The 20,262-nt window shown below is 43.1% G+C and carries 23 protein-coding genes; 13 read left to right on the plus strand and 10 right to left on the minus strand.

Going from position 1 to position 20,262, the window contains the following annotated elements; genetic code table 11:
- Positions 1 to 10 precede the first annotated feature (10 nt).
- Together cydB and cydX are read left to right on the plus strand one after the other, a co-directional pair.
- A complete protein-coding gene (gene cydB, locus QUF19_RS07620) occupies positions 11 to 1,147 on the plus strand; it encodes a cytochrome d ubiquinol oxidase subunit II (protein WP_286298326.1) in 1,137 nt (378 codons plus the stop codon).
- A gap of 10 nt (positions 1,148 to 1,157) precedes the next feature.
- Positions 1,158 to 1,259: a cytochrome bd-I oxidase subunit CydX gene (cydX, locus tag QUF19_RS07625; protein WP_286298327.1), complete on the plus strand. Its 102-nt coding sequence runs from the start codon at positions 1,158 to 1,160 to the stop codon at positions 1,257 to 1,259.
- 72 nt (positions 1,260 to 1,331) lie between these two features.
- On the opposite strand, the gene QUF19_RS07630 is transcribed toward cydX, so the two are convergent.
- The 3 genes from QUF19_RS07630 to QUF19_RS07640 form a co-directional block, all read right to left on the minus strand.
- On the minus strand, positions 1,332 to 1,550 hold the full coding sequence (locus QUF19_RS07630; RefSeq protein WP_286298329.1) for a hypothetical protein: 219 nt from the start codon (positions 1,548 to 1,550) through the stop codon (positions 1,332 to 1,334).
- 59 nt (positions 1,551 to 1,609) lie between these two features.
- Positions 1,610 to 2,329, minus strand: coding sequence for a hypothetical protein (locus QUF19_RS07635; protein WP_286298331.1), 720 nt, complete (start codon positions 2,327 to 2,329; stop codon positions 1,610 to 1,612).
- 98 nt (positions 2,330 to 2,427) lie between these two features.
- Entirely contained in the window at positions 2,428 to 3,267 is an 840-nt protein-coding gene (locus QUF19_RS07640; protein WP_286298332.1) for a LysR family transcriptional regulator, read from the minus strand.
- A 193-nt stretch (positions 3,268 to 3,460) separates the two neighbouring features.
- On the opposite strand from QUF19_RS07640, the gene gntH reads away from it, so the two are divergent.
- The 5 genes from gntH (at position 3,461) to QUF19_RS07665 (ending at position 7,553) form a co-directional block, all read left to right on the plus strand.
- Entirely contained in the window at positions 3,461 to 5,086 is a 1,626-nt protein-coding gene (gene gntH / locus QUF19_RS07645; protein WP_286298335.1) for a guanitoxin biosynthesis MBL fold metallo-hydrolase GntH, read from the plus strand.
- 125 nt (positions 5,087 to 5,211) lie between these two features.
- Entirely contained in the window at positions 5,212 to 5,727 is a 516-nt protein-coding gene (locus QUF19_RS07650; RefSeq protein WP_286298338.1) for a hypothetical protein, read from the plus strand.
- 181 nt (positions 5,728 to 5,908) lie between these two features.
- On the plus strand, positions 5,909 to 6,424 hold the full coding sequence (locus QUF19_RS07655) for a hypothetical protein (protein ID WP_256799666.1): 516 nt from the start codon (positions 5,909 to 5,911) through the stop codon (positions 6,422 to 6,424).
- 170 nt (positions 6,425 to 6,594) lie between these two features.
- Positions 6,595 to 6,774 (plus strand): hypothetical protein, encoded by a 180-nt coding sequence (locus tag QUF19_RS07660; RefSeq protein ID WP_004734908.1) that lies wholly within the window; start codon positions 6,595 to 6,597, stop codon positions 6,772 to 6,774.
- A 290-nt stretch (positions 6,775 to 7,064) separates the two neighbouring features.
- Positions 7,065 to 7,553: a GNAT family N-acetyltransferase gene (locus QUF19_RS07665; protein WP_239829429.1), complete on the plus strand. Its 489-nt coding sequence runs from the start codon at positions 7,065 to 7,067 to the stop codon at positions 7,551 to 7,553.
- A gap of 136 nt (positions 7,554 to 7,689) precedes the next feature.
- Here QUF19_RS07665 and QUF19_RS07670 read toward each other — a convergent pair whose 3' ends face one another.
- Positions 7,690 to 8,265, minus strand: a complete 576-nt coding sequence (locus QUF19_RS07670; protein ID WP_102350834.1) for a nucleoside triphosphate pyrophosphohydrolase family protein — start codon at positions 8,263 to 8,265, stop codon at positions 7,690 to 7,692.
- A 213-nt stretch (positions 8,266 to 8,478) separates the two neighbouring features.
- Here QUF19_RS07670 and QUF19_RS07675 point away from each other — a divergent pair, with 213 nt between their 5' ends.
- Entirely contained in the window at positions 8,479 to 9,549 is a 1,071-nt protein-coding gene (locus QUF19_RS07675) for a sensor domain-containing diguanylate cyclase (protein WP_286298356.1), read from the plus strand.
- 39 nt (positions 9,550 to 9,588) lie between these two features.
- Here QUF19_RS07675 and QUF19_RS07680 read toward each other — a convergent pair whose 3' ends face one another.
- Entirely contained in the window at positions 9,589 to 10,155 is a 567-nt protein-coding gene (locus tag QUF19_RS07680) for a DUF1415 domain-containing protein (protein WP_102350833.1), read from the minus strand.
- 85 nt (positions 10,156 to 10,240) lie between these two features.
- Entirely contained in the window at positions 10,241 to 11,440 is a 1,200-nt protein-coding gene (locus tag QUF19_RS07685) for an MFS transporter (RefSeq protein WP_286298357.1), read from the minus strand.
- 110 nt (positions 11,441 to 11,550) lie between these two features.
- On the opposite strand from QUF19_RS07685, the gene QUF19_RS07690 reads away from it, so the two are divergent.
- Positions 11,551 to 12,423, plus strand: a complete 873-nt coding sequence (locus QUF19_RS07690) for a LysR family transcriptional regulator (RefSeq protein WP_286298359.1) — start codon at positions 11,551 to 11,553, stop codon at positions 12,421 to 12,423.
- Between the two features lie 983 nt (positions 12,424 to 13,406).
- On the opposite strand, the gene QUF19_RS07695 is transcribed toward QUF19_RS07690, so the two are convergent.
- Positions 13,407 to 13,643, minus strand: a complete 237-nt coding sequence (locus QUF19_RS07695) for a glutaredoxin family protein (RefSeq protein WP_004734934.1) — start codon at positions 13,641 to 13,643, stop codon at positions 13,407 to 13,409.
- Between the two features lie 137 nt (positions 13,644 to 13,780).
- On the opposite strand from QUF19_RS07695, the gene QUF19_RS07700 reads away from it, so the two are divergent.
- Both QUF19_RS07700 and rlmF read left to right on the plus strand, forming a co-directional pair.
- Positions 13,781 to 14,278, plus strand: coding sequence for a M48 metallopeptidase family protein (locus QUF19_RS07700; protein ID WP_102307301.1), 498 nt, complete (start codon positions 13,781 to 13,783; stop codon positions 14,276 to 14,278).
- 4 nt (positions 14,279 to 14,282) lie between these two features.
- Positions 14,283 to 15,605, plus strand: coding sequence for a 23S rRNA (adenine(1618)-N(6))-methyltransferase RlmF (gene rlmF / locus QUF19_RS07705; protein WP_286298365.1), 1,323 nt, complete (start codon positions 14,283 to 14,285; stop codon positions 15,603 to 15,605).
- A 112-nt stretch (positions 15,606 to 15,717) separates the two neighbouring features.
- Here the strand turns inward: rlmF and pilW are convergent, their stop codons facing one another.
- Positions 15,718 to 16,464: a type IV pilus biogenesis/stability protein PilW gene (gene pilW, locus QUF19_RS07710; RefSeq protein WP_286298366.1), complete on the minus strand. Its 747-nt coding sequence runs from the start codon at positions 16,462 to 16,464 to the stop codon at positions 15,718 to 15,720.
- A 204-nt stretch (positions 16,465 to 16,668) separates the two neighbouring features.
- Positions 16,669 to 17,610, minus strand: coding sequence for a homoserine O-acetyltransferase MetA (metA, locus tag QUF19_RS07715; RefSeq protein WP_017105520.1), 942 nt, complete (start codon positions 17,608 to 17,610; stop codon positions 16,669 to 16,671).
- A gap of 272 nt (positions 17,611 to 17,882) precedes the next feature.
- On the opposite strand from metA, the gene QUF19_RS07720 reads away from it, so the two are divergent.
- Both QUF19_RS07720 and QUF19_RS07725 read left to right on the plus strand, forming a co-directional pair.
- Complete coding sequence (locus QUF19_RS07720; protein ID WP_286298369.1) at positions 17,883 to 18,251, plus strand: AAA family ATPase; 369 nt, start codon at positions 17,883 to 17,885, stop codon at positions 18,249 to 18,251.
- 93 nt (positions 18,252 to 18,344) lie between these two features.
- Entirely contained in the window at positions 18,345 to 18,767 is a 423-nt protein-coding gene (locus tag QUF19_RS07725; RefSeq protein ID WP_286298371.1) for a DUF3859 domain-containing protein, read from the plus strand.
- Between the two features lie 129 nt (positions 18,768 to 18,896).
- Here the strand turns inward: QUF19_RS07725 and QUF19_RS07730 are convergent, their stop codons facing one another.
- Complete coding sequence (locus tag QUF19_RS07730) at positions 18,897 to 20,003, minus strand: M20/M25/M40 family metallo-hydrolase (protein ID WP_286298373.1); 1,107 nt, start codon at positions 20,001 to 20,003, stop codon at positions 18,897 to 18,899.
- Positions 20,004 to 20,262: the final 259 nt, after the last annotated feature.

The following is a 20,262-nucleotide window of genomic DNA, read 5'->3' on the forward strand; positions in this document are numbered from 1 at the left end:
TGACTGACTCATGTTCGAATATGACACATTACGTTTAATTTGGTGGGTGCTAATCGGTGTGTTGCTGATTGGTTTTATGATCACTGATGGCTTCGATATGGGAGTAGGAGCGTTATTACCGTTTATCGGTAAAACCAACTCTGAAAGACGAGTGATGATTAACTCCATCGCACCCCATTGGGACGGCAACCAAGTGTGGTTAATTACCGCAGGTGGCGCTTTGTTTGCGGCTTGGCCTTTAGTGTATGCGACATCCTTTTCAAGCTTATATGTGGCGATGTACTTAGCGCTTATCTCATTGTGGCTGCGTCCTCTTGCGCTTGAGTACCGAGCCAAAATTGATAACGACCAATGGCGCAAAGTGTGTGATTTGGCGATTTCATTCTCGGGCTTCTTTCCGCCGATTTTATTTGGTGTCGCGTTTGGCAACTTGATGCAAGGGCTTCCTTTCTCGCTCAATAGTTTGCTTATGGTTGAGTACCACGGATCGTTTGTTGATTTGCTTAATCCGTTTGCTCTGCTGTGTGGCTTCGTTGGGTTATTGATGGCGTTGTTGCAAGGCGGTGCTTGGCTGATGATGAAAACGACAGATGCGCTATACAACAAGGCGAGATTGGTTGCGCAGGCGAGTGCGATACTTGTGGCTACCCTGATGGTCATTGGTGGTTTAGCGATAAGCTACATTGATGGTTATTTGATTGTCAGTGAGCTGAACCATAGCGCTGTTTCAAACCCGTTAAACAAACAAGCGATAGCAGAAACCGGTGCTTGGTTAACCAATTTTGAGACTAATTCTTGGATGTGGTTTGCGCCGATTGGCAGTGTGCTCATTCCGCTGTTGGCGCTGATTAGCGCGAGGTTAAAATGGGACGCACTGGCTTTCATCAGCTCAAGTTTTACTAATGCGTGCATTGTTTTAACGGCTGGCTTTTCGATGTTCCCATTCATTATTCCATCGAGTATTAACCCAAGCCATAGCTTAACGTTGTGGGATTCAACATCGAGCGAACTGACTTTGAACATAATGACAGGCGTAGCGTTTGTGATGGTGCCAATCATTCTGTGCTACACGGCTTTTAGCTACCGAACCATGTTTGGACGACTCGATAGTGAGTATGTCGAACGCAACGGCCATTCACTGTATTAAGGAGTTTTTCATGTGGTATTTTGTTTGGATATTAGGCTTATTCCTAGCCTCTGCATTTGCAGTTTTGAATGTCATCAGCCTAGAGAAAAGTGACTCAGAAGTAGAGTTCTGATTGACGGTTTATTCATAAAAAGACCAGAAGCGTGAGTTTCTGGTCTTCTACGTTTTATGATGTGTTGACGAATTATTCCGGAATAAGGTTTTCTTTAATCTCATCGTTAAGATACCCCTGACTAAAACCTGGTGTCATGAATTCGACGAAGGAGGAGTCAAGGTAACTCGGCTCTAGATAATGGAAATCTAAGTGATCAGCACTTGCGTAGGTGGGAATCGCAGAAAACAAAACGATACTGATCGCTGCAGCGATATTAATGACTTTGTTACGTTGAGGAGTCATTTTCATAGTAGTGCCCTCGAAAGGTGGGCAAATCCATCTGCCTATGAGAATTGAATCTGAGATGTTTAGAAGTCGTAAGACAAACCAAGTGTAATGATGCTGTCGTTGTCGATCGGACCCATCGATTGGCCGTTCAAGTAAAGGTCACCTTCGTTGGTGTTGAAATAGGTGTATTTCACGTAGGGTGTCCAGTCGTCGATGCTCTTAGAGAGAACGACTTCGTGTTCATTGGTACGGTAGTCGCCTTGATGAAAGATAACGTTGTCATCGTTGTGAGTAAATCCGCCATTGGAACCATCACTGTTTTCGTGAGTGTATTGGTAAGCTAAATCCCAGCCTGAGAGTGAGTACCCCGCACCGGCGATGAACTTATTGGTGTTGATCGTGGTGTCGCTTACATTCTCGAGAACTTGCCCTGACTGGTTATATCCCAATCCACTGAATACATTGAATTTATCGTTCACTTGATAATCAATAATACCTTCGATTAATAACTCTTCACCGTTGTCCCATTTACCGAGTTCACCGTATAGGTTGAACGTGAAGGATTCGCTGATGTGAAAGTCGTGGCCGTAACCCGCGGCTAGCCAACCCTGGTCATCAAAACCTATATAGACTTGTCCATCTTCTGACGTATCGATTAATGCTCCGGCTTCTGTGGTGTAGACACCGTTATCAGCAGCATTAGAGGCAACATTTTGTTCGATGTAAACTTGAGTCGAAGTCGCGAACGCTGCGCTGCTGAGTAACGTAAGTGGTAGTGCAATAAGGCTAAGTTTGTTCATGGATTCTCCAGTGTCGTTCTATTGAATTAACTTGCTGGAGAGTATGTGATTAAACTGAATTTATATTAATAGGGTTAACTTTAGTTAAAACCTCAGTTTCATTTATGTTTTCTTAATGCAGATTTGATTGCTTCGCGGGTTTTGATGTGTTGTTCGTCTTTAGCGTAACGGCGGTGATAAAGCATTCGAAACGTGATCGGTCTTAATTTGATGGGGATCGGGTGAACGCGTAAGCCAAGCGCAGGTGCGAGCATTTCTGCAAAAGAACGAGTAGATGCGGCGATATAATCCGTCGTGCTTGCCAAAATCAGCATGCTTGAAATTGAGCTGGTTTCAATTCTGACTTTTCTCGGCTCGATATCGTTCTCTGATAAAAATTCGACCGTGTTCATGTTGGCGCGTTTGATCTTGAGCGCAATATGTTCCTCTTGGAAATACTCTTCTTTACTCAGTGTCTCACCAATTCGAGGATGGTTAATTCGAGTCAGACACACGGGTTCCTCATCGACGATGGTTTCTTCAATCAATGAGTGTTTCTTACTCGAAAGTACATCAATGACGATATCCACTTTTTGTGCAGTAAGCGCATCAAACAGTTCTTCCTCTTCGAGCGGCGCTTCCGTAAAGCTTACGCCTTCAATCTGGCTAACGAAATGAAGCAAGCTCTCTGTGCAATAGACTTTAAGGTCATTCTTTTGCTGCTCAACCGTTCCAATGATGTTCAATGGGTCTTCTATCTTATTAGCGAGTGATACCGCTGCTCCAGTGGGCGCGATACCTCGTCCTTCTCTCACAAATAAAGCTTTGCCCACGACACTTTCGAGTCTCTTAATCGCTGCGCTTACCGCGGGCTGAGAAATATCGAGCTGCTCTGATGCCACGGTGATAGAGCTGTGTTTGTAAACGGCCAAAAATGTCGTCAGTAGATTAAGGTCCAAATTCAGTTCCCTCTATTCTTATTGCCACTCATCCAGATCATTGTGGGGTCGTTTTTAACTCATAAATGAAATGGAGGTTTTAAGTAAAGTTTACACTATATATCAAGGTTCTGTTTATTAATAAACTTGTTTGCATCGGAGTGAGGAAGGAACTTCATTCATTTACTAAATACTCAGACCGATAGGTGAAACTATGAGAACTTTCGCAAAATTATCAATCATCTCTACAGCAATGATCATCACGACAACCGCTTTTGCTGCTGACCCAATGATGCAATACAACACCAAGCAGACTAACTCTGATATTCAAAAACTCGAGAAATTTGAATATCACGAGGGTGAAACCCTTGAAGAGTATCTGAGCACTCAACCTAAGGGGAACTTGTACTCTTCAGAAGAAGAAGTGCTTTCTGTGTTAATGGGTGGTGTAAACAATGGTGATTATCGCAAAGAAACCAATTCAGGTTGGAAAGAAGGCCTGATGTTTGAGGGCATTGCACCTTATGGCGATCACATGGTGTCGGGCGCAAACTGGTTCCCACGCACTGAAGAAGTTCAACCGGATGAAATGCGTGTCACGTTCATGGGGACATCACCAATGATTCGCCCGGGGCAGGCAAACACCTCGATATACGTCGAGTTGGGTAACGGTTCTAACTTTGTTTTTGATTTAGGTGAAGGATCTATTGCGAACTATGTGGCGGCGGGTGTCGCGATGAATGAACTCGACCATATCTTCATTACTCACTTGCACGTAGACCACTACGGCTCGTTACCTTACCTGTATCAATTTGGCGGTTGGAATGGTCGCTGGGAAAAGCCGCTTAACATTTATGGCCCGAGTGGTGCGACTCCAGAATATGGCACTCGTCATATGATTGAAGGCATGCAGCAAATGTTGAACTGGCACACCGATGCATTTGATGTGTTCCCATCAGGCAACGACATTGTGGTACACGAGTTTGATTTCCGCGACGACGGAGGCGTTATCTATGACCAAGATAATGTGGAAGTGATTCACTGGCGACGCAGTCACGCAAAAGATGGCGCGTCTGGTTACCGCTTGAATTGGACTCAAGATGACGGTCGAGTGCTTTCATTTGTTTGGACAGGAGACGGTCGCCCAACCGAGTTGGATTTGAAATACGCAAAAGGTGCAGACTTGTTCATTACTGAGCTGCAAACCGAAACGTTTGGTGTGTCTTCGATTATTCAAGGTGTGCCGCCATTCTTAGCACGTTACACCGTTGATACTCACCATACACCAGCGTACGCGGCGGGTTATGTGGCGAATGAAGTACAACCGCGCTTGTTCATGACAACGCACATGACATTCGACCCATATCTTAATGAGGAAACCGTTGTAGAGGTTCGCCACCACTGGCAAGGGCCTTACCACTTCGGTGCGCCAGATGGCATTGTCGTTAACATGACTAAAGATAATGCGTGGGTTCGTGAAGGTATTTTACCTGATTTCCCGAATGCGCGAGCGCCACAATTTGATATGGCCGATGGGTCTGACTTTAGAATCCCGCTGCCGAAAAACAGCCGTGAAGACATACAAGAACAAGAGATTCGTGATTTAGAGTTGGATCCAAAACTGTACTACCCAGAAGGCTACCACCCAGAGCTGTTAACAGAGTGGCCTGTCGACCGTGACATCGTGATCCCAGCAGAACAAGTACCAGAAGCAATGAAGCAAGGTATGAACACCAAGCAAGAATACATGGATAGAGTGCGTGCTCACCACAACCTTGAGCGCAAGTCGGTAAGTCGTCCAACTGAGCCTGGTGAAGGAGCAGGAACCGATAACAAATAGGGTATTTGCAGTGAGGGCTGATATTGCCCTCACATCCTAAAAAGTTAGGTAAACAAACCCATTATCTTACTCAATCATAAAGCTATTGCTTACAACTTCTTTGCTTAGAATATCTGGAGTTCATTATGAAAAAATCAATTTTAGCGGTCGTCATTCTATCTTTAGTGTCAGCGTCTGTTTTCGCTAACGGACAATCCAATGCTCACAACTATCAACCTGGTGCGACGAATAACTCAGAACGTTTAGCGGATATTGATCCTAACTACGAACTGACCTTACCTTCAGAAAAAGAAGGCTACACCATGTATGACAACCAATACATGTCAGATGGCGGCACCTACACAACGTATGTCAAACCAAACCCTTCCGATGCAATGCATGTCGCCGATGAAGGCTCATTAAAAATAACACACGGTGAAGGTGGAGGCATTATGACGGAATACACAATAAAGGATGGCCAACACGCTTTTTCTGTTATGTGTGGATATACCTCGGGTCCTTCATTCTGGGCTGATGGAAAACCAGCGAAGGTGTGTGAAGAGGCTCAAGCATTAGCGGTTGCATTGGAAGCAAAAGGGGAATGGGAGATGAAGATAATGGCTTACACCATCGCACCAGCAAGAATCGTGGTTGATAAGTAACTCTTGTTTGCTGAACGCTCGTTATATCGAGCCTCGTTATCCAATCATATTGATTATTTGTAGTGAGACAAGAGGGGTACTCAGGCTGAAATGCCCATGAAGTTCCCCTCAGCTCACCTCACAAGAAGCTAAGTCAACCATCTAATCAAATTTGTATTCGAAAATACAGAAGGTCTATCCCATGAAAAATACCATTAAGTTACTGGCTATCGCATGTGTTTTACTTACTCCAATGCTTGTCGCCGCTGCCGAACATAATCACAGTCACAACCATTTTAACCCTGCATTAGAGCAACTTGGCGACGACATTATTGGTCTAACCGTGTGTTACAAAAATGGTCATCTATCAGATGAGAATCAAGAACCTGCTTTCATGAATCTTATCAACCACGCCAATGTAGAAGGTGAGGAGTTGGGGATGTACTACATGGATAAGTTGGGCCCTAAAGCTGAGCAAATCATGAGTGATGACGACGCTCGTCGCTTATGGACTCAAGATTATTGTGCTGATTTGACTGACACTTATTTGGATTCAGATAAGTTAGCTCAAAGATCAAATGAACATCAAAGTCATTCACACGGCCACGATCATGGACATCACCATAACCATAATCACGATCACCATGGACATGGCGACTTGACTCCAGAGGTACTTGAGCAAGACATCGAACGAGGTCGTTTACTCAGTATCAATTAAGCCTAATAAGATAAGCGTACTTACTTTGTTACCTCTTGGCATAAAATGGTAAGACTCGATTCGCGCGAATGGCTAGAATTATCTCAAACGAAACAAGTGAACTAAGACTCAGTTTAGTCACTTTATCTTATTCGAATGGATGCTTTCAAAACTGGAAAGAGGATTAACTTATGTACGAACTAACACTGATTCTAAGTCTAATGATGGGTGGTGCAGACAGCACAGCAGAAATGGAAGTTAACACTCAATTTACGACTCTTGAGCAATGCAATGAAGAAGGCGCAGCGTTAGCTAAGAAGCTCAATGCTACGGATCTTAAAGTCATGCAAGTTCAATGTGAACGTGACTAATCAAGAGAGCTAGTTTAGCAATATGGGCACATATCTTTGTGTCCATATCACATCAACATGATAACCTATTCTTTACTCTCTCGATCGGAAACTCTTCAGTTAGCCACGACAAGTAAAACCATATTATTAACACGCCTTCGTCAAAATATTATTTTTCCTCCAATTGCTAATTCCTTAATTTGAAACAATTTCATCTAACCTATTGTTAAATATTTACTATTTGATAGTGTGTCTAGGTGCACATTGAGGATGTGCATCACATTTAGCGAAGAATAATAGTAGGAGTTGCGATGAGTATTATAGTGAGACGGTCTGAACCGTCAGATGCGAAGGGAATAAAAGAAATCTACGAATGCACTAATGCTTATACCGGTACGCTGCAACTCCCAAACCCGTCTCTTGAAAGCTGGCAGAAACGAATCTCTAATATCCCTGATAACGTGTATTCCTATGTCGCGTTAATCGATGGAGAAATTGTCGGCAATTTGGGAATGGAAGTGTGTGTCAACCCGAGAAGGCGTCATGTTGCTTCATTCGGTATGGGTGTTAAAGACGATGTATTAGGCAAAGGTGTCGGTAGCCAACTGCTCGCAACGGCGATCGACTTGTGTGATAACTGGATTAACATCAAACGACTGGAGCTAACGGTCTATACCGATAACGAAAGAGCGATCAGCCTGTATAAGAAATTTGGCTTCGTGATTGAAGGGGAGTCTGCAGGATTTGCCTTTAGAAATGGCGAATATGTGGCGGCTTATCACATGGCACGACTGGTATAGTGTTCTGCTTCTAATACACGGCTCCAATTAACACAGCTAGAGTTTTCTAATAGATAATAAAACGCCACGTTAAAATAACGTGGCGTTTTCGATTTCAGTCAACTGAGGCTTTAAAGTGCTTCAGTTGTAGCCTTACTTAAGCCGTTAGAGACTCAAGGCTCGCAGGGCGGTAGTGTACTGATTTTAGTACTTTACCTTGGCGAACTGTCTTGCCTTCAGATACGAAATCTTCCGCACACTTAGCGATGATGTACTCGCCTTTTTGAACCGCCATCAGTTTGATGTTCTGCTCAGCATAGAAAGCTTCAGTTTCTGCGTATTCTGTTTCGTTACGACACACTTTGCTCATGTTGCTTGAGTGTACTTCGTCCCAACAAGGCAGAAAGTCGATTGAACGGTTTTTAGAAACATTCAACAGTAGGTCGATCAAGTAGCTGATTGCTAAGTTGTCTTCAACCTTCGCTTGACCAAGGTGAACCAAACGTCCCATCAAAACATAAACGCTGTCTACAATAGCGTCCGCTTGTTCGATTTTAGAGTCAGCTTCTGCAAGTTCTGTCAGTTCTTCGATCGCTAGAGAGGTGTGTAGCGTATCGCCTTTTTCGTCCATTGTTTCAGGAGCAGCAACAGGCAGATCAAAAGTACTGCGGAACTCTTCAATGTCGCGGTAAAGGTGATCGTAGATTTCTTGGCTTAGTTGAGAAAGGTTCATTTTCCTATCCATTCTGTTTCGTTAATGGGGTATTTTACCAAAGCTGGGAATAGGGTGCTAACGCAAAGTCGAAGAAGTCGACTTTTATTCATTGGACCAATGAGGTATTTTGCATACAAACCAATTGATTATTGTGTTTTATTACCCTTTACTCTTCTAAATATACCAAATATTGATGTTGCCATTAAACTCGGCAGCAGTGGGATCCTAGTTATGAACCAAGCCAGTGAAAGTGAAATTGTGATACGCCGCTTGTATCAAATCACCAATGATTATCGAAAGGGCTTCGATAGTCAGATCGCTCAGCTGCTTATCATGGGGCTCGAACGCTTTAATTTAGATATTGGTATTTTGTCTAAAGTCGATGGTAATACTTATTTGGTTGAACATTGTGTTACACCTGAAGGGGTTGAACTCAATAGTGGTGACACCTTCGATTATCGCTCGACCTACTGTGAGATAACCTGTAAATCTATCAGTCCTATCTGCATTGAACATTGTGGCAAACACGATAAGTATGCGACTCATCCTGCCTACCAGTCTTTTGGTTTGGAGTCGTACATTGGTATTCCTATCTTCGTTAATGATGAGCTTTATGGCACCTTAAACTTTTCAAGCCCGGCTCCTTATCATCGTGAATTTAAAGAGTTCGACATCGACGTGATGAGGTTAATGGCCTCATGGATAGAAGTGGAACTCGTTAGAAGACAACAAGAACGAAAGCTCAAAGAGCTAAACGAAAAGTTAGAGTACCAAGCTCTTTACGACCCTCTTACACACTTACCGAATAGACGTTGCTTGTTCAAAACGCTGAATGCGGAAGTTGAACAGTTAAAAGGCTCTTTGGGAAAAGGGACACTCGCGGTTGTCGACATCGATTTCTTTAAGGTCGTTAATGACACTTATGGACATCAAATGGGTGATGTTGTTCTAAAGAAAGTGGCGAACGTGTTGAGTCATAACACTCAAGAAGGCGAGTTTGTGGCGCGTTTTGGTGGCGAGGAGTTCATTCTTTGGTATCCAAATAGAACACCCAGTTATGTTGAAGATAAGTTCATGATTCTTTTGCAAGAGATGAAGAAAATTACACTGGATAGAAAGCCAATTACCATATCAATCGGTGCGTGTCATTTTGAATTGAGTACTGGAGACACCAAAGGGGAAAGAATGTCGGCGTTAGACTCGTTAATCAAAGTTGCCGATGAATGCCTGTACATTGCTAAACAAAATGGACGAGATCAGTTTATTTCTCGTCCATATCATCAAGAACACTCGGGTTCGTAAGCCGAAATCGGTTCGTTCTCAGTGTTCAACTGTTCGCAATTAGCTGAATAGATAAGGGAACAGTTGACGACGTTCCGCTGGTGTTAAAGATTCAACTCTTGCAATGTTGGTATCAGGAATCGCTTCAGGGTTAGGGTAGTGCTTCAACACTTTTTCCATGCTTGCTTCACGAATCAAATGGTAAACCGGATATGGAGAACGGTTCGTTAGGTTTTCATCGTCCTCTGGGTCGGCACCACCAAAACAATAATCTGGGTGGAATGTCGCTACTTGGTAAACACCTTCCCAGTCTTCCTGCTTAATCAGCGCTTCAATCCAATCAATGAACATGTTGTAGTCGAAGAAATCTTGCAGCATGTTAGGGACAACCACTAACGTCGTCTCCAATTCAGCGACTGGTGTGTTATCTAACTCGACGAAATGCGTCATGATGTCTTCCAACAACGCTTCTTCCGTATTCGCTTCACTCACAAAGATCTTAATCTGTTTATTACGTTGTGGCTTGGCTGCGAATGGACACAGGTTTAGGCCAATAACGACATCGTCCAACCATTGTTTTACTTGGTCGTGGATGGTTTGAAGATCTGTGCTTTGAGTGTTCGACATAACAGGTTCCGAAATGAAATTTTGCGTAGGATATCAGAACGGACGTTAATCAAAAGCACTAATTCAATCAGACAGCTTGTGTTACTTAAGCTTCAGCTAGTTTAGAGGTTGATACCTGAAGCTGTTTCAACTGATAGACCCAAGCAAATATCGCGACATAGAAGATAGAACCACCTGCTATTACACCGTTCCAGCCAAATAACTGCCAGCAATACAAGAGCAAGAACCCACCCAAGCTTCCGCCAATATAATAGTGCACAAGGTATAGCGCGGTAGCTGTGGCCTTCGCACTTGGCGCTTTTTGACTTACCCAAGAGTAGGCAAGGGTATGAGCGAAGAACGCGCCGCCACTAATCAATAGCAAGCCTGCTAGCATGAACGGGATCTTATCGACTGCAGAAATGAGCATTCCAATTAAGCTGATACACACACCCATCAAGATTCCGCTTAACGGAGCAAAACGAAGTGTCCATTTATTGGAGAGCTTAGAGCTTACCGTTCCGGCCAAATAGCAAAGGAATATCAGTGAAGCCAAACCGACCGGTACTGAGTGAGGTTCGGATACCAACCTAAAGCCCATTACCGAATAGAGGTTAACAAACAGCGCAAAGTTAGCGCCACCAATCAACATCGCGAGCCATAAGGTACGGTTTCTTAAGTGCATTACTACCGAGCGATTATGATGAAAGAACAACCCTTTCTGTGGTTTGAAGTTTTGTTGGTCAGGCAGGCTATACGCAATATAGAGTGCACCAAGCAAAGAGCCGACCACGAAAAATAATACAGTGGCATGCCAATCGAAATAATCTGTGATTAAGCCGCCTAATACACGTCCAAAAATCCCACCTAATGAGTTGGCCGCTATATAGCCACCAATCGCGACCGCAAACGCTTTGGGCGATAACTCTTCGACCATATAAGCAACCGCAACACCAGCAAAAGCAGCGACAGCAATTCCCATGAAAGCTCTCGCAATAACCAGTTGTAACAAGGTTGTCGTGAACACCATGCTCAATCCAATCACAGGAATCGCGAATAAACTGAATAGAATAATAGGTTTTCGACCGAAGGTTTCAGATGCGATTGCCCAAGGCACCAAGCTAATTGAAAGGCCAAGCGTTGTTGCAGCAAACAGCCAGTTGATCTGAGTTTCAGATACTTGGAAGTGCTCCGCCATGTGCGGCAAGATAGGTTGAAAAAGGTACAGGTTGCAGAAAATGATAAACGAGCCAATAGCTAATGATTGGGTGATTCGTTTGTATTGAGTACTGCCTTTATCAAACATTGATGTTGCGCCTGTGCGAGTTAATAAGCTATTTGTGAACAAGTTATCAGCACAGGAGTGATTAAAAAAATATATTAAAGATATCACCTCAATATATAAAATATATCGACATGCTTGAATCAAAACCTCTTCGACATTTTCTGGCCGTTGCTCAGTTTGGTAACTTTACTCAGGCCGCAAAAGCGCTGCATATCGCGCAGCCTGCATTGAGTATCTCCATTAAAAAACTAGAACTGACATTGGAGTTAATTCTGTTTCGTCGCGGAGATAAATCCGTCACCTTAACGGAAGAGGGGAAGGTGTTGTTCGAGCATGCCAAGAGAATTGCTCAGCAGTTTGATGATGCTCAACTCGCAATGAACGAGTTAAAGGGGTTAGAGAAAGGAGAGGTTCGTTTAGGAGCACCAAGCATGATGGGGAGTTACTTTTTCCCACAGGTGGTTATGGCCTTTAAAAGCCAATACCCCAACCTCAAGTTATCGCTGATTGATGCTGGTACTGCTTCGATTCGTGAAATGTTATTGAGCGGTGAGCTTGATATCGGCGTGATTAATCATGAAAACGTGCCTGATGATCTTGAAACTGATCACTTGTTAAGTTCAGAAATGCTAGCTGTTGTTGGTAAAGAACACCCATTGGCAACGCAACCATCCATCACCTTTGAAGAGTTTTTCGCTCAAGAGCTGATCATGTTTAAGTCGGGTTATTTCCATCGTGACTTTATTGATGCGACCTGTAAAAAATACAACCTAGACATGACCATCGCATTCGAAACCAACTTGCTCCCGATGATTCTATCTATTGTAAAACGAGAGTTCGCCATTACTGCATTACTCAGCTTAGTGACGGAGTATGAAGAAGATGTTGTCGGCGTGCCATTCAAAGACCCAGTAAAACTGAATCTATCTTTGGCCTGGAGAAAGGAAGGGTATCTGTCGAAAGCAGACCGAACCTTTATTGATTTCGTGAAGCGCTATGTGTGATTTTTTGTCGTCACATCGGCGATTAATTTGAAGTAATGTCTCATTTGTGGTGTTTTATGAGATCAATGTCACTAATTTAGGCGTGGATATTAAGGGTTTATGATTTACTTAATATGCCTCGTACTTAATAATTAACAGGATTATTAAGTATGGTGTTCTGTTGTTATGAAATGCGAATGTAAAGAGCAAAAGCTGGTTAGGATTCATAGAACGTTTATGGATCGTTTCTTTGGTATCAAAGGAAGATACCAGTGCGTGAACTGCGGTATGGTTTTCAAAATCAAAGGTTAGTGAGCGCGTAGTAAGAGAAAAGTGTGGTTGAAATATGCGTATATAGGCCTGTGTTAAGCTGGCCTAATGCCTAATGCCTAATGCCTAATGCACAAGTTTCAGCTTTCCTTGATTTGACTCAACAGTTCATTGCAACAGGATAGTTACTCCAAAAGGTAGACAGTCATGCCTTCAATTATTGGCTCTTTTCTAACGTTGGCTGAGTCCAATTCTTAAACCTCCTCCAAACTCTTCAAATCGTCTCTGGGTAGTGCTAGAAGATTTCTCAGTCTTTATCTAAAAGTTGGTCATACATAACTATTTGATTTTAAATGTTTTATCCAAGTTTAATCACAAGCGTTAGTGATGGTTATATTATTCTGAGAAAAACGTGTGACTGACAATATGGCTAACTTACGCTGGGTCATTCATATTTGCTTCCTTAAACATCATCCAAATAGTAATTGCTACCTTATGAAATGTAAGTGCAAAGAACAAAGGCTTGTGAGAGTTCGCAGGACCATTTTAGACAAAGTCCTTGGAATTAAAGAAAAATATAAGTGTTCAGGTTGTGACAAGCTCTTGAGGGTTAAAGGATAGCGATATCGAATTTTAATGACCTATTTACATTGAAATAGAAAAAACAAAGCCCGCACATCCTAAGTTGGAGCTGCGGGCTTTGTTGTGTAGAAGTACTAAGCTCTTAGACCACGTTATGTGTTCTTTGAGTTATACATCTTATCGAAGTTCTTCTGATTCCAACCGACCATCACTTGATCACCGATTTTCAGTACAGGGATAGAGCGCGCGCCCATTGCTTGCAATTCTTTACGACCACGCTGCATTTTTGCATTCGTGAGGCGATATTCAATTTTCTTTGAGTCCAGATAGCGTTGAGCATCTTTACAGTGCGGGCATTTGTCTGCGACGTACAATACAACACGTTTCATTTTTTCATTCTCTTGGTGAATCTCGCTAAAGTGTAACGAATCCTAGGTGATTAGAAAAGTGTGATCAGTTACACTATGCGGCTCAAATTTCAAGACCACAACGTATTGTCGTGGTGTAACCGGTACGGTCTTTCAGCATGCATCCTTCTTTGCGGTATATTCAAGGCTATCCCAAGCATATTATTGACCCCGTAACTCAGTTACTTGAGTCGGATAAGTTAGTGCCTTGGTTTGAAGCTCGTTATCCAAATAATCATGAGATAAAAAGCGAGAGAGCCTTGTTTGATTATGCGATTGAGATAAAAAATCGCTATATGAAAAAAACGCCGCCCATTAGCAAAGTGATTTACGACGGGAAGATACACCTAATCAATAATGCATTAGGCCTTCATTCTTATGTTGCGAAAAATCACGGTGGAAAGATCAAATCGAAAAATGAAATTCGCATAGCGAGTGTTTTTAAGAACGCACCAGAGCCTCTATTGAGAATGCTGGTGGTTCATGAACTGGCGCATATTAAAGAGAAAGAGCACGATAAAGCTTTTTACCAACTATGCTGTCACATGGAACCGGACTATCACCAACTTGAGTTAGATGCCCGTTTATTCATGATGTATTTAGATTTAAAGAAGTAGCCCAATGAGCCAATCACAAAACAGAACTACGCTAAGCCTGTCGAAAAACAGTACCTCATCAGCAAAAACAAAAGACAATCAAGCTGATGTTAAGCCAAGTACAGCTAAGCCAAGCAGCGACAAGCGCATTTCTACAAAGAACACATCTGATAAAAGCCGCAAGAATAGTGCACCTAAAGGCGCTGGCAACAACAACGCAAAGCGACCTTTTGCAAAAGATAGCAAAGGTAAACAGGGCGCGAATAAGGGGTCATCGAATAAGGGTACTTTTAATAAAACAGCTTTTAACAAAAACGCAGCCCAGAAAAGACGCTCGGCTGAAAAACCTCAAGGCGGTTTGCATCCAAGAAACCAACACACAGGCCGATACGATTTTGACCTGTTGGTTACGGCACTGCCTGAGTTGAAAGAACACCTGATTAAGAATCCAGTAGGGGAAGATACGGTTAACTTTTCTGATCCTTTGGCGGTCAAGCTTTTGAATAAAGCCTTACTTGCTCATCATTACGGTGTGAAGCATTGGGATATTCCTGCGGGCTATTTGTGTCCGCCTATTCCAGGGCGCGCTGATTACATCCACAGAGTGGCCGATATTCTGAATAGCGATGGCCAAGGTGAACCTTATAACCATGCTTCTGTTAAAGCGCTAGATATCGGTGTTGGTGCAAACTGTATCTACCCAATCATAGGTGCGACAGAGTATAAATGGCGTTGTACCGGCACGGACGTGGATCCTGTTTCAGTGAAAGCGGCGAACTTTATTGCAGAAAGCAATGCGAACCTAAAAGGTAAGATCCGAAGTCGTTTACAAGCAGACTCTGAATCCATCTTTAAAGGTGTGATTAAGGATAATGAGCGTTACGATGTCACTATTTGTAATCCTCCTTTCCATGGATCGCAAGAAGAAGCGGAGCAAGGTTCTCAACGTAAACTAGACAACTTAGCAGCCAATCGAGCGAAGAAAGCAGGCTTACCGTTTAAGCCTGAGCGTAAAAACAAGAAGACGGCGCAGAATGCTGTAGATGCAGCGAACAAACCAACATTGAACTTTGGTGGTCAGAAAACCGAATTGTGGTGTCCGGGTGGTGAAGCTGCGTTTATCTTGAAAATGGCCAAAGAGAGCCAATTGTTCTCGACGCAAGTCTTGTGGTTTACGACGCTGATTTCTAAGAAAGACAACGTAGATATGATTCGTTCAGAACTTGGTAAGCTGAGAGCAAAACAAGTGAAAGTGGTTGAGATGTCTCAAGGACAAAAAGTCAGTCGCTTCGTTGCTTGGACATTTATGGACGACGAACAGCGTCAACAATGGATCGAATTGAAATAACGAATCCAGAATTGAAGTAACCGGTTCAAAACCGACCTCTAAAACTAACAACGGGCTTGCTGATACTTTCAGCAAGCCCGTTTCTATTTAATCATCTAAAACCCAAGCTGGTTTAAACAGAAAGCAACTCGTCTAATTCGCTTTGATACTTCTGCTGTAATGCGCTGTTGCCGGCTTTCTTTTCTAGTTCGATTAAGATCTGAAGTGAGGGTACTTGATAGCCATAACGCTGGTGGAATTTAAACAGGCGCAGCCGAGCATCATTATAATCCTCGGTACTGACTTCTATCTTAGATAGCTGAAGAATTGATTTTACGCGGTTTGGATCGTGGTCTATTGCTCTCGTGAAGTAGTATCGTGCTTGGTCCACTTCGCCTGCTTTAAACGCACAAAAAGCCGCGTTTTCATAACTTGCAGACACTAAATAATAGTAAGGCTGGTCAATAGCTTGGTTGAAGTATTTATCGGCTTGCTCGTATTCACCCTGTTTACATAAAAAGGTGCCGTAATTATTGAGCACGTTACCATTTTTGGAATCTAAGCGCAGAGCTTTTTGATAAGTCACTCTGGCTTCATCAATTTCGCCGACTCGTTCAAAATAGTGAGCCATAGACAGGCGTGCGCGATAGTAACTTGGTGCATGTTTAACGGCGAGTTCAAGATTCTCTCTAGCTCTTACCATGTTACCTTGCCCCATGTACCCCAAACCTAACTCGATTCGAGATTCAGACATCGCAATAGGGTCGCTTTCTATTTTAGGTTGTCCTTTAGTCACAGAAACGCAGCCAACCAGAGAGAATGAAGCAAGTAGCGCGAGATTTGGTAGTAGGGGATATGAAAACAACGATTTGGCAGGCATGTGCGGCTCCTTATGAACACAAACACATCATATGAAATCGCAGTCGTCGAAGTGGTAAATCTATTATGGAATGCGAGCCACACACCATAAAAAAGCCGCCCTCAATTAGCTGTTTTATCAACAACCTACCGAGTGCGGCTTTATCAAGATTAACTATAACGAACTACTGATTACTACGACCTGTTGATTACTACGAACTCACGTTTAATCGTCTTTAGTGAAGTTGTCTTCGCTGAAGTGATCCAGATCGTAAGGTGTTTGCTGGTAAACGCAGTAGTTTAGCCAGTTGGAGAACAATAAGTGCCCATGGCTTCGCCAGCTTGCAACCGGCTTATTATCTGGATTGTTGTTCGGGTAGTAATTGATAGGAATCACCGGCTCCATGCCTTCCCCTAAATCACGAACGTACTCACCGTGTAATGTATGCGCATCGTATTCTGGGTGACCAGTTACAAACACGTTTCGCTTATCTTTGGTTGCGGCTAAGTAAACACCAGCAACGTCAGATGTCGCAAGAATATCCAGTTCAGTATGGTCGTTTAGGTATTCTTGTGAGAAATCGGCATAACGCGAATGGGGCGCTAAAAACGTATCATCAAAGCCACGTAAAAGAGGGTGGTATGGGTTATGTATCTCGTGACTGTAAACACCAGAAAGCTTCTCCTTGCGCGTGCGTTTTGGCAAATCATACAACAGCTTCAAGCCCGCTTGAGCCGCCCAGCATACATACAGAGTCGAGGTAACGTGTTTATTGGCCCACTCCATGATGGTTTTTAGGTGGTCCCAGTAGATAACATCTTCAAATTGAACTAAGCCAAGCGGCGCACCAGTGATGATCAATCCATCAAAGTTTCTCCCTTTGACCATTTCAAATTGGCGGTAGAAGTTATCAAGGTGCTCTGTCGGTGTGTTTTTGCTTGGTCGGTCATCAATGCGCAGCAGCTCAACATCTACTTGCAATGGACTGTTCGATAGTAGGCGTAAGAATTGAGTTTCAGTTTCAATCTTCTTCGGCATTAGGTTGAGGATCAAGACTCGAAGTGGACGAATTTCCTGTGTCGATGCTCTTGATAGCGGCATAACAAAGATGTTCTCTTCACGAAGAACATCAGATGCTGGCAATTGGTCTGGAATGCGAATAGGCACAGCTTTCTCCCTAAGCTAGATATGTAGACGTCTATACTTCTAAATTTATAGTAGTTTTATACGCTTGTCGATATACAAAATGGATAGATGTAAATTATTTGTGTTTTTTATCAAAAGCAACACCTACCTACTAAGGGCTTGTAGTGTGTTGTTCGTACATTCGGGGTGGGGGAATAGTTTGACTCAAGTATGTAGGATTAGAGGAGTTATCGGAGCAACTCGATAGTATTTGAGATAAACTCATGTTTTCGAATTAGCCTGTAAAGTGACAGATGAAGTTAATACTCATTCGAGGATTGCCTGGCTCGGGCAAATCAACAAAAGCAAAGACCTACGATGCATTACATGTCGAAGCGGATATGTATTACGTGAATGAGCAAGGTGAATATCATTTCGATCCTAGGCAGTTGCAGCAAGCGCATGAGTGGTGTCAGAACACGACGGAAAATGGCCTAAAGCAAGGGCTAGATGTTGTGGTGTCGAACACATTCATCAAGCAGTGGGAAATGAAGGCTTATCGCCAACTTGCACTCAAATACAAAGCTGATTTGGTTATCGAAGTCTGCCGAGAGCAATATGGCAGCATTCATGATATCGAACCATCGGTGATTAAGCGTATGGTGAAAGATTGGCAAGAATAGTCCTGTACTTTTTGCTAACGACTATCTGGCTAACGAATCAAACACAACGACCAATATTTAAACTTAAAGAATAACTCCAAGGTAAAGATTGAAATGGCAAAGCGCTCAGTTGTGGTCGACATGACTTCTTATGGTATCTACTCCACATGGGATTCAAAATCTAAAGACCTACCAAAAATCCAAGAGTTCACCACGATTGTCGACGCTGAAATTGACGTCGAGTTTGGCTATATCCTGAATATCAAAAAAGCCAAAGGTGAAAAGATCCGTTACTGCATCTATCACCCAGATATCACCACAGATAAAGGTGAAGTCTTAGAACCGTTTGATGGTGAAGAATATGTAGGCAACAACGATTGGGACTTCTACTTAGGCGACACTATTTGGGCTCCTATCTCGAACAAACTCGGTAAATGGCGTATGACAGTCGAGCTAAAAGGAAACATCATTGCCGACAAGACATTCGACCTAGTTGGCAAAGACGAAAGCCAGTTCTGGAAGCGTCGAGGCTTCTAGACGAAATTTCTGGTAAACGTTAGTTTTAGGCTAAACGCAAGACAACAAAAAAGCCGAGTCACACGTCATATGGGGACTCGGCTTTTTGATATGAGCTAAATGGTATTTCCACCTAGCTTAGAAGCAAGACTATTGAGTCACGTAAGCGACAACAAACTCAGTGATTGCGACCATGTCCTTCACTGCAATGTACTCTTCAGTGGTGTGAACTTTCGCCATACCCGTAGAAAGGTTAACGGTTGTTAGACCTTTCGCGTTGAAGTTGTTTGCATCGCTACCGCCGCCAGTGCGTTTGGTGTTCGCCGTTACGCCAAGCTTCTCAAATGCTGTTTTGATAGAAAGAATATGCGGGTGATCGTCTGCAATCACGAATGCATCGTAAGCACGAGTCGATTCGATCTCCACTTCAGCACCGAACTGCTTCGCGCTTTCTTCAAATGTCGAAATCATATGCTCAACTTGCGCTGTTAGCTTCTCACCGTTTAGTGAACGCGCTTCTGCTACGACTTTAAGCTCTGGCATTACGATGTTAGTCGCTTGACCGCCTTCAACAATACCCACGTTTGCTGTTGTTTCTTCATCAATACGAAGTAGGTTCATTTTAGTGATAGCGTCTGCTGCTACTTGAATCGCGCTGATGCCTTCTTCTGGTGCTAAACCAGCGTGTGCAGGGCGACCTTTGATCTTCGCAACGATTTTCTGTTGGCCAGGTGCTGCATTTACGATAGTACCAATCGGGCCGCCTGTATCTAGAACAATAGCGTGCTCAGATTGAATGTAAGACATATCGAAGTTCAAAGAACCAAATAGACCGCCTTCTTCGAATACGGTGAACGCGATTTCAATGGTTTTGTGCGCTTGGCCTTCAGCTTGGATTACGCGAACCGCTTCCATAATAGCTGCGATGCCAGATTTATCGTCGCCGCCTAGGATCGTGTTGCCTTTTGAACGGATGATGCCGTCTTCAATGATTGGCTCAATGCCGATACCTGGCGTTACTGTGTCCATATGGCAGCTAAATACTGTGCTACCAGGAAGTGTGCCATCTAAACGAGCGTAGATGTTGAAACCGTTCGACACTTCTTCAGGAACCGCCAGTTTATGTACGTCAAAGCCTAGTTCGCCTAGCTGCTCAGCCAGTGCTTCCGCGATGGCTTTTTCGTTGCGTGATTCACTATCGATTTTCACAAGATCGCAGAAATGGTCGACAAGACGTTGTTCATTAATTTGGGTCATTGTTAATTCTCATTATGTTTCCGCTCGTTCGTCAGAAGTCACGGCTATAGGAACAGGAAAATCACTATAACGCCAATGTGCCAGATGAATGCCTGAGTTAAATCAAGAAAGTTGCCTGATTATTCTATTTAATTAGAAAAATCTTATTTATATCGTCGAGCTGGCAACATTTTAATCTGTCTAGGGCTCGGGTATAATACGTTTCTAATATAGATAAACAGCAGTGATATGAGAATTCAATTTGGAACGGCCTTGATAC

The sequence above is a fragment of the Vibrio sp. FE10 genome, assembly GCF_030297155.1.
GTDB lineage: Bacteria > Pseudomonadota > Gammaproteobacteria > Enterobacterales > Vibrionaceae > Vibrio > Vibrio apostichopi.

Coding starts and splice junctions, on each gene's coding strand:
- rlmF (WP_286298365.1), top strand. CDS start 14,283: ATGAGCCAATCACAAAACAGAACTACGCTAAGCCTGTCGAAAAACAGT.
- cydX (WP_286298327.1), top strand. CDS start 1,158: ATGTGGTATTTTGTTTGGATATTAGGCTTATTCCTAGCCTCTGCATTT.
- QUF19_RS07720 (WP_286298369.1), top strand. CDS start 17,883: ATGAAGTTAATACTCATTCGAGGATTGCCTGGCTCGGGCAAATCAACA.
- QUF19_RS07675 (WP_286298356.1), top strand. CDS start 8,479: ATGAACCAAGCCAGTGAAAGTGAAATTGTGATACGCCGCTTGTATCAA.
- QUF19_RS07700 (WP_102307301.1), top strand. CDS start 13,781: ATGCATCCTTCTTTGCGGTATATTCAAGGCTATCCCAAGCATATTATT.
- QUF19_RS07695 (WP_004734934.1), bottom strand. CDS start 13,643: ATGAAACGTGTTGTATTGTACGTCGCAGACAAATGCCCGCACTGTAAA.
- QUF19_RS07680 (WP_102350833.1), bottom strand. CDS start 10,155: ATGTCGAACACTCAAAGCACAGATCTTCAAACCATCCACGACCAAGTA.
- QUF19_RS07690 (WP_286298359.1), top strand. CDS start 11,551: ATGCTTGAATCAAAACCTCTTCGACATTTTCTGGCCGTTGCTCAGTTT.
- QUF19_RS07725 (WP_286298371.1), top strand. CDS start 18,345: ATGGCAAAGCGCTCAGTTGTGGTCGACATGACTTCTTATGGTATCTAC.
- gntH (WP_286298335.1), top strand. CDS start 3,461: ATGAGAACTTTCGCAAAATTATCAATCATCTCTACAGCAATGATCATC.
- QUF19_RS07685 (WP_286298357.1), bottom strand. CDS start 11,440: ATGTTTGATAAAGGCAGTACTCAATACAAACGAATCACCCAATCATTA.
- QUF19_RS07730 (WP_286298373.1), bottom strand. CDS start 20,003: ATGACCCAAATTAATGAACAACGTCTTGTCGACCATTTCTGCGATCTT.
- QUF19_RS07630 (WP_286298329.1), bottom strand. CDS start 1,550: ATGAAAATGACTCCTCAACGTAACAAAGTCATTAATATCGCTGCAGCG.
- QUF19_RS07655 (WP_256799666.1), top strand. CDS start 5,909: ATGAAAAATACCATTAAGTTACTGGCTATCGCATGTGTTTTACTTACT.
- QUF19_RS07635 (WP_286298331.1), bottom strand. CDS start 2,329: ATGAACAAACTTAGCCTTATTGCACTACCACTTACGTTACTCAGCAGC.
- cydB (WP_286298326.1), top strand. CDS start 11: ATGTTCGAATATGACACATTACGTTTAATTTGGTGGGTGCTAATCGGT.
- QUF19_RS07660 (WP_004734908.1), top strand. CDS start 6,595: ATGTACGAACTAACACTGATTCTAAGTCTAATGATGGGTGGTGCAGAC.
- QUF19_RS07650 (WP_286298338.1), top strand. CDS start 5,212: ATGAAAAAATCAATTTTAGCGGTCGTCATTCTATCTTTAGTGTCAGCG.
- QUF19_RS07665 (WP_239829429.1), top strand. CDS start 7,065: ATGAGTATTATAGTGAGACGGTCTGAACCGTCAGATGCGAAGGGAATA.
- pilW (WP_286298366.1), bottom strand. CDS start 16,464: ATGCCTGCCAAATCGTTGTTTTCATATCCCCTACTACCAAATCTCGCG.
- QUF19_RS07670 (WP_102350834.1), bottom strand. CDS start 8,265: ATGAACCTTTCTCAACTAAGCCAAGAAATCTACGATCACCTTTACCGC.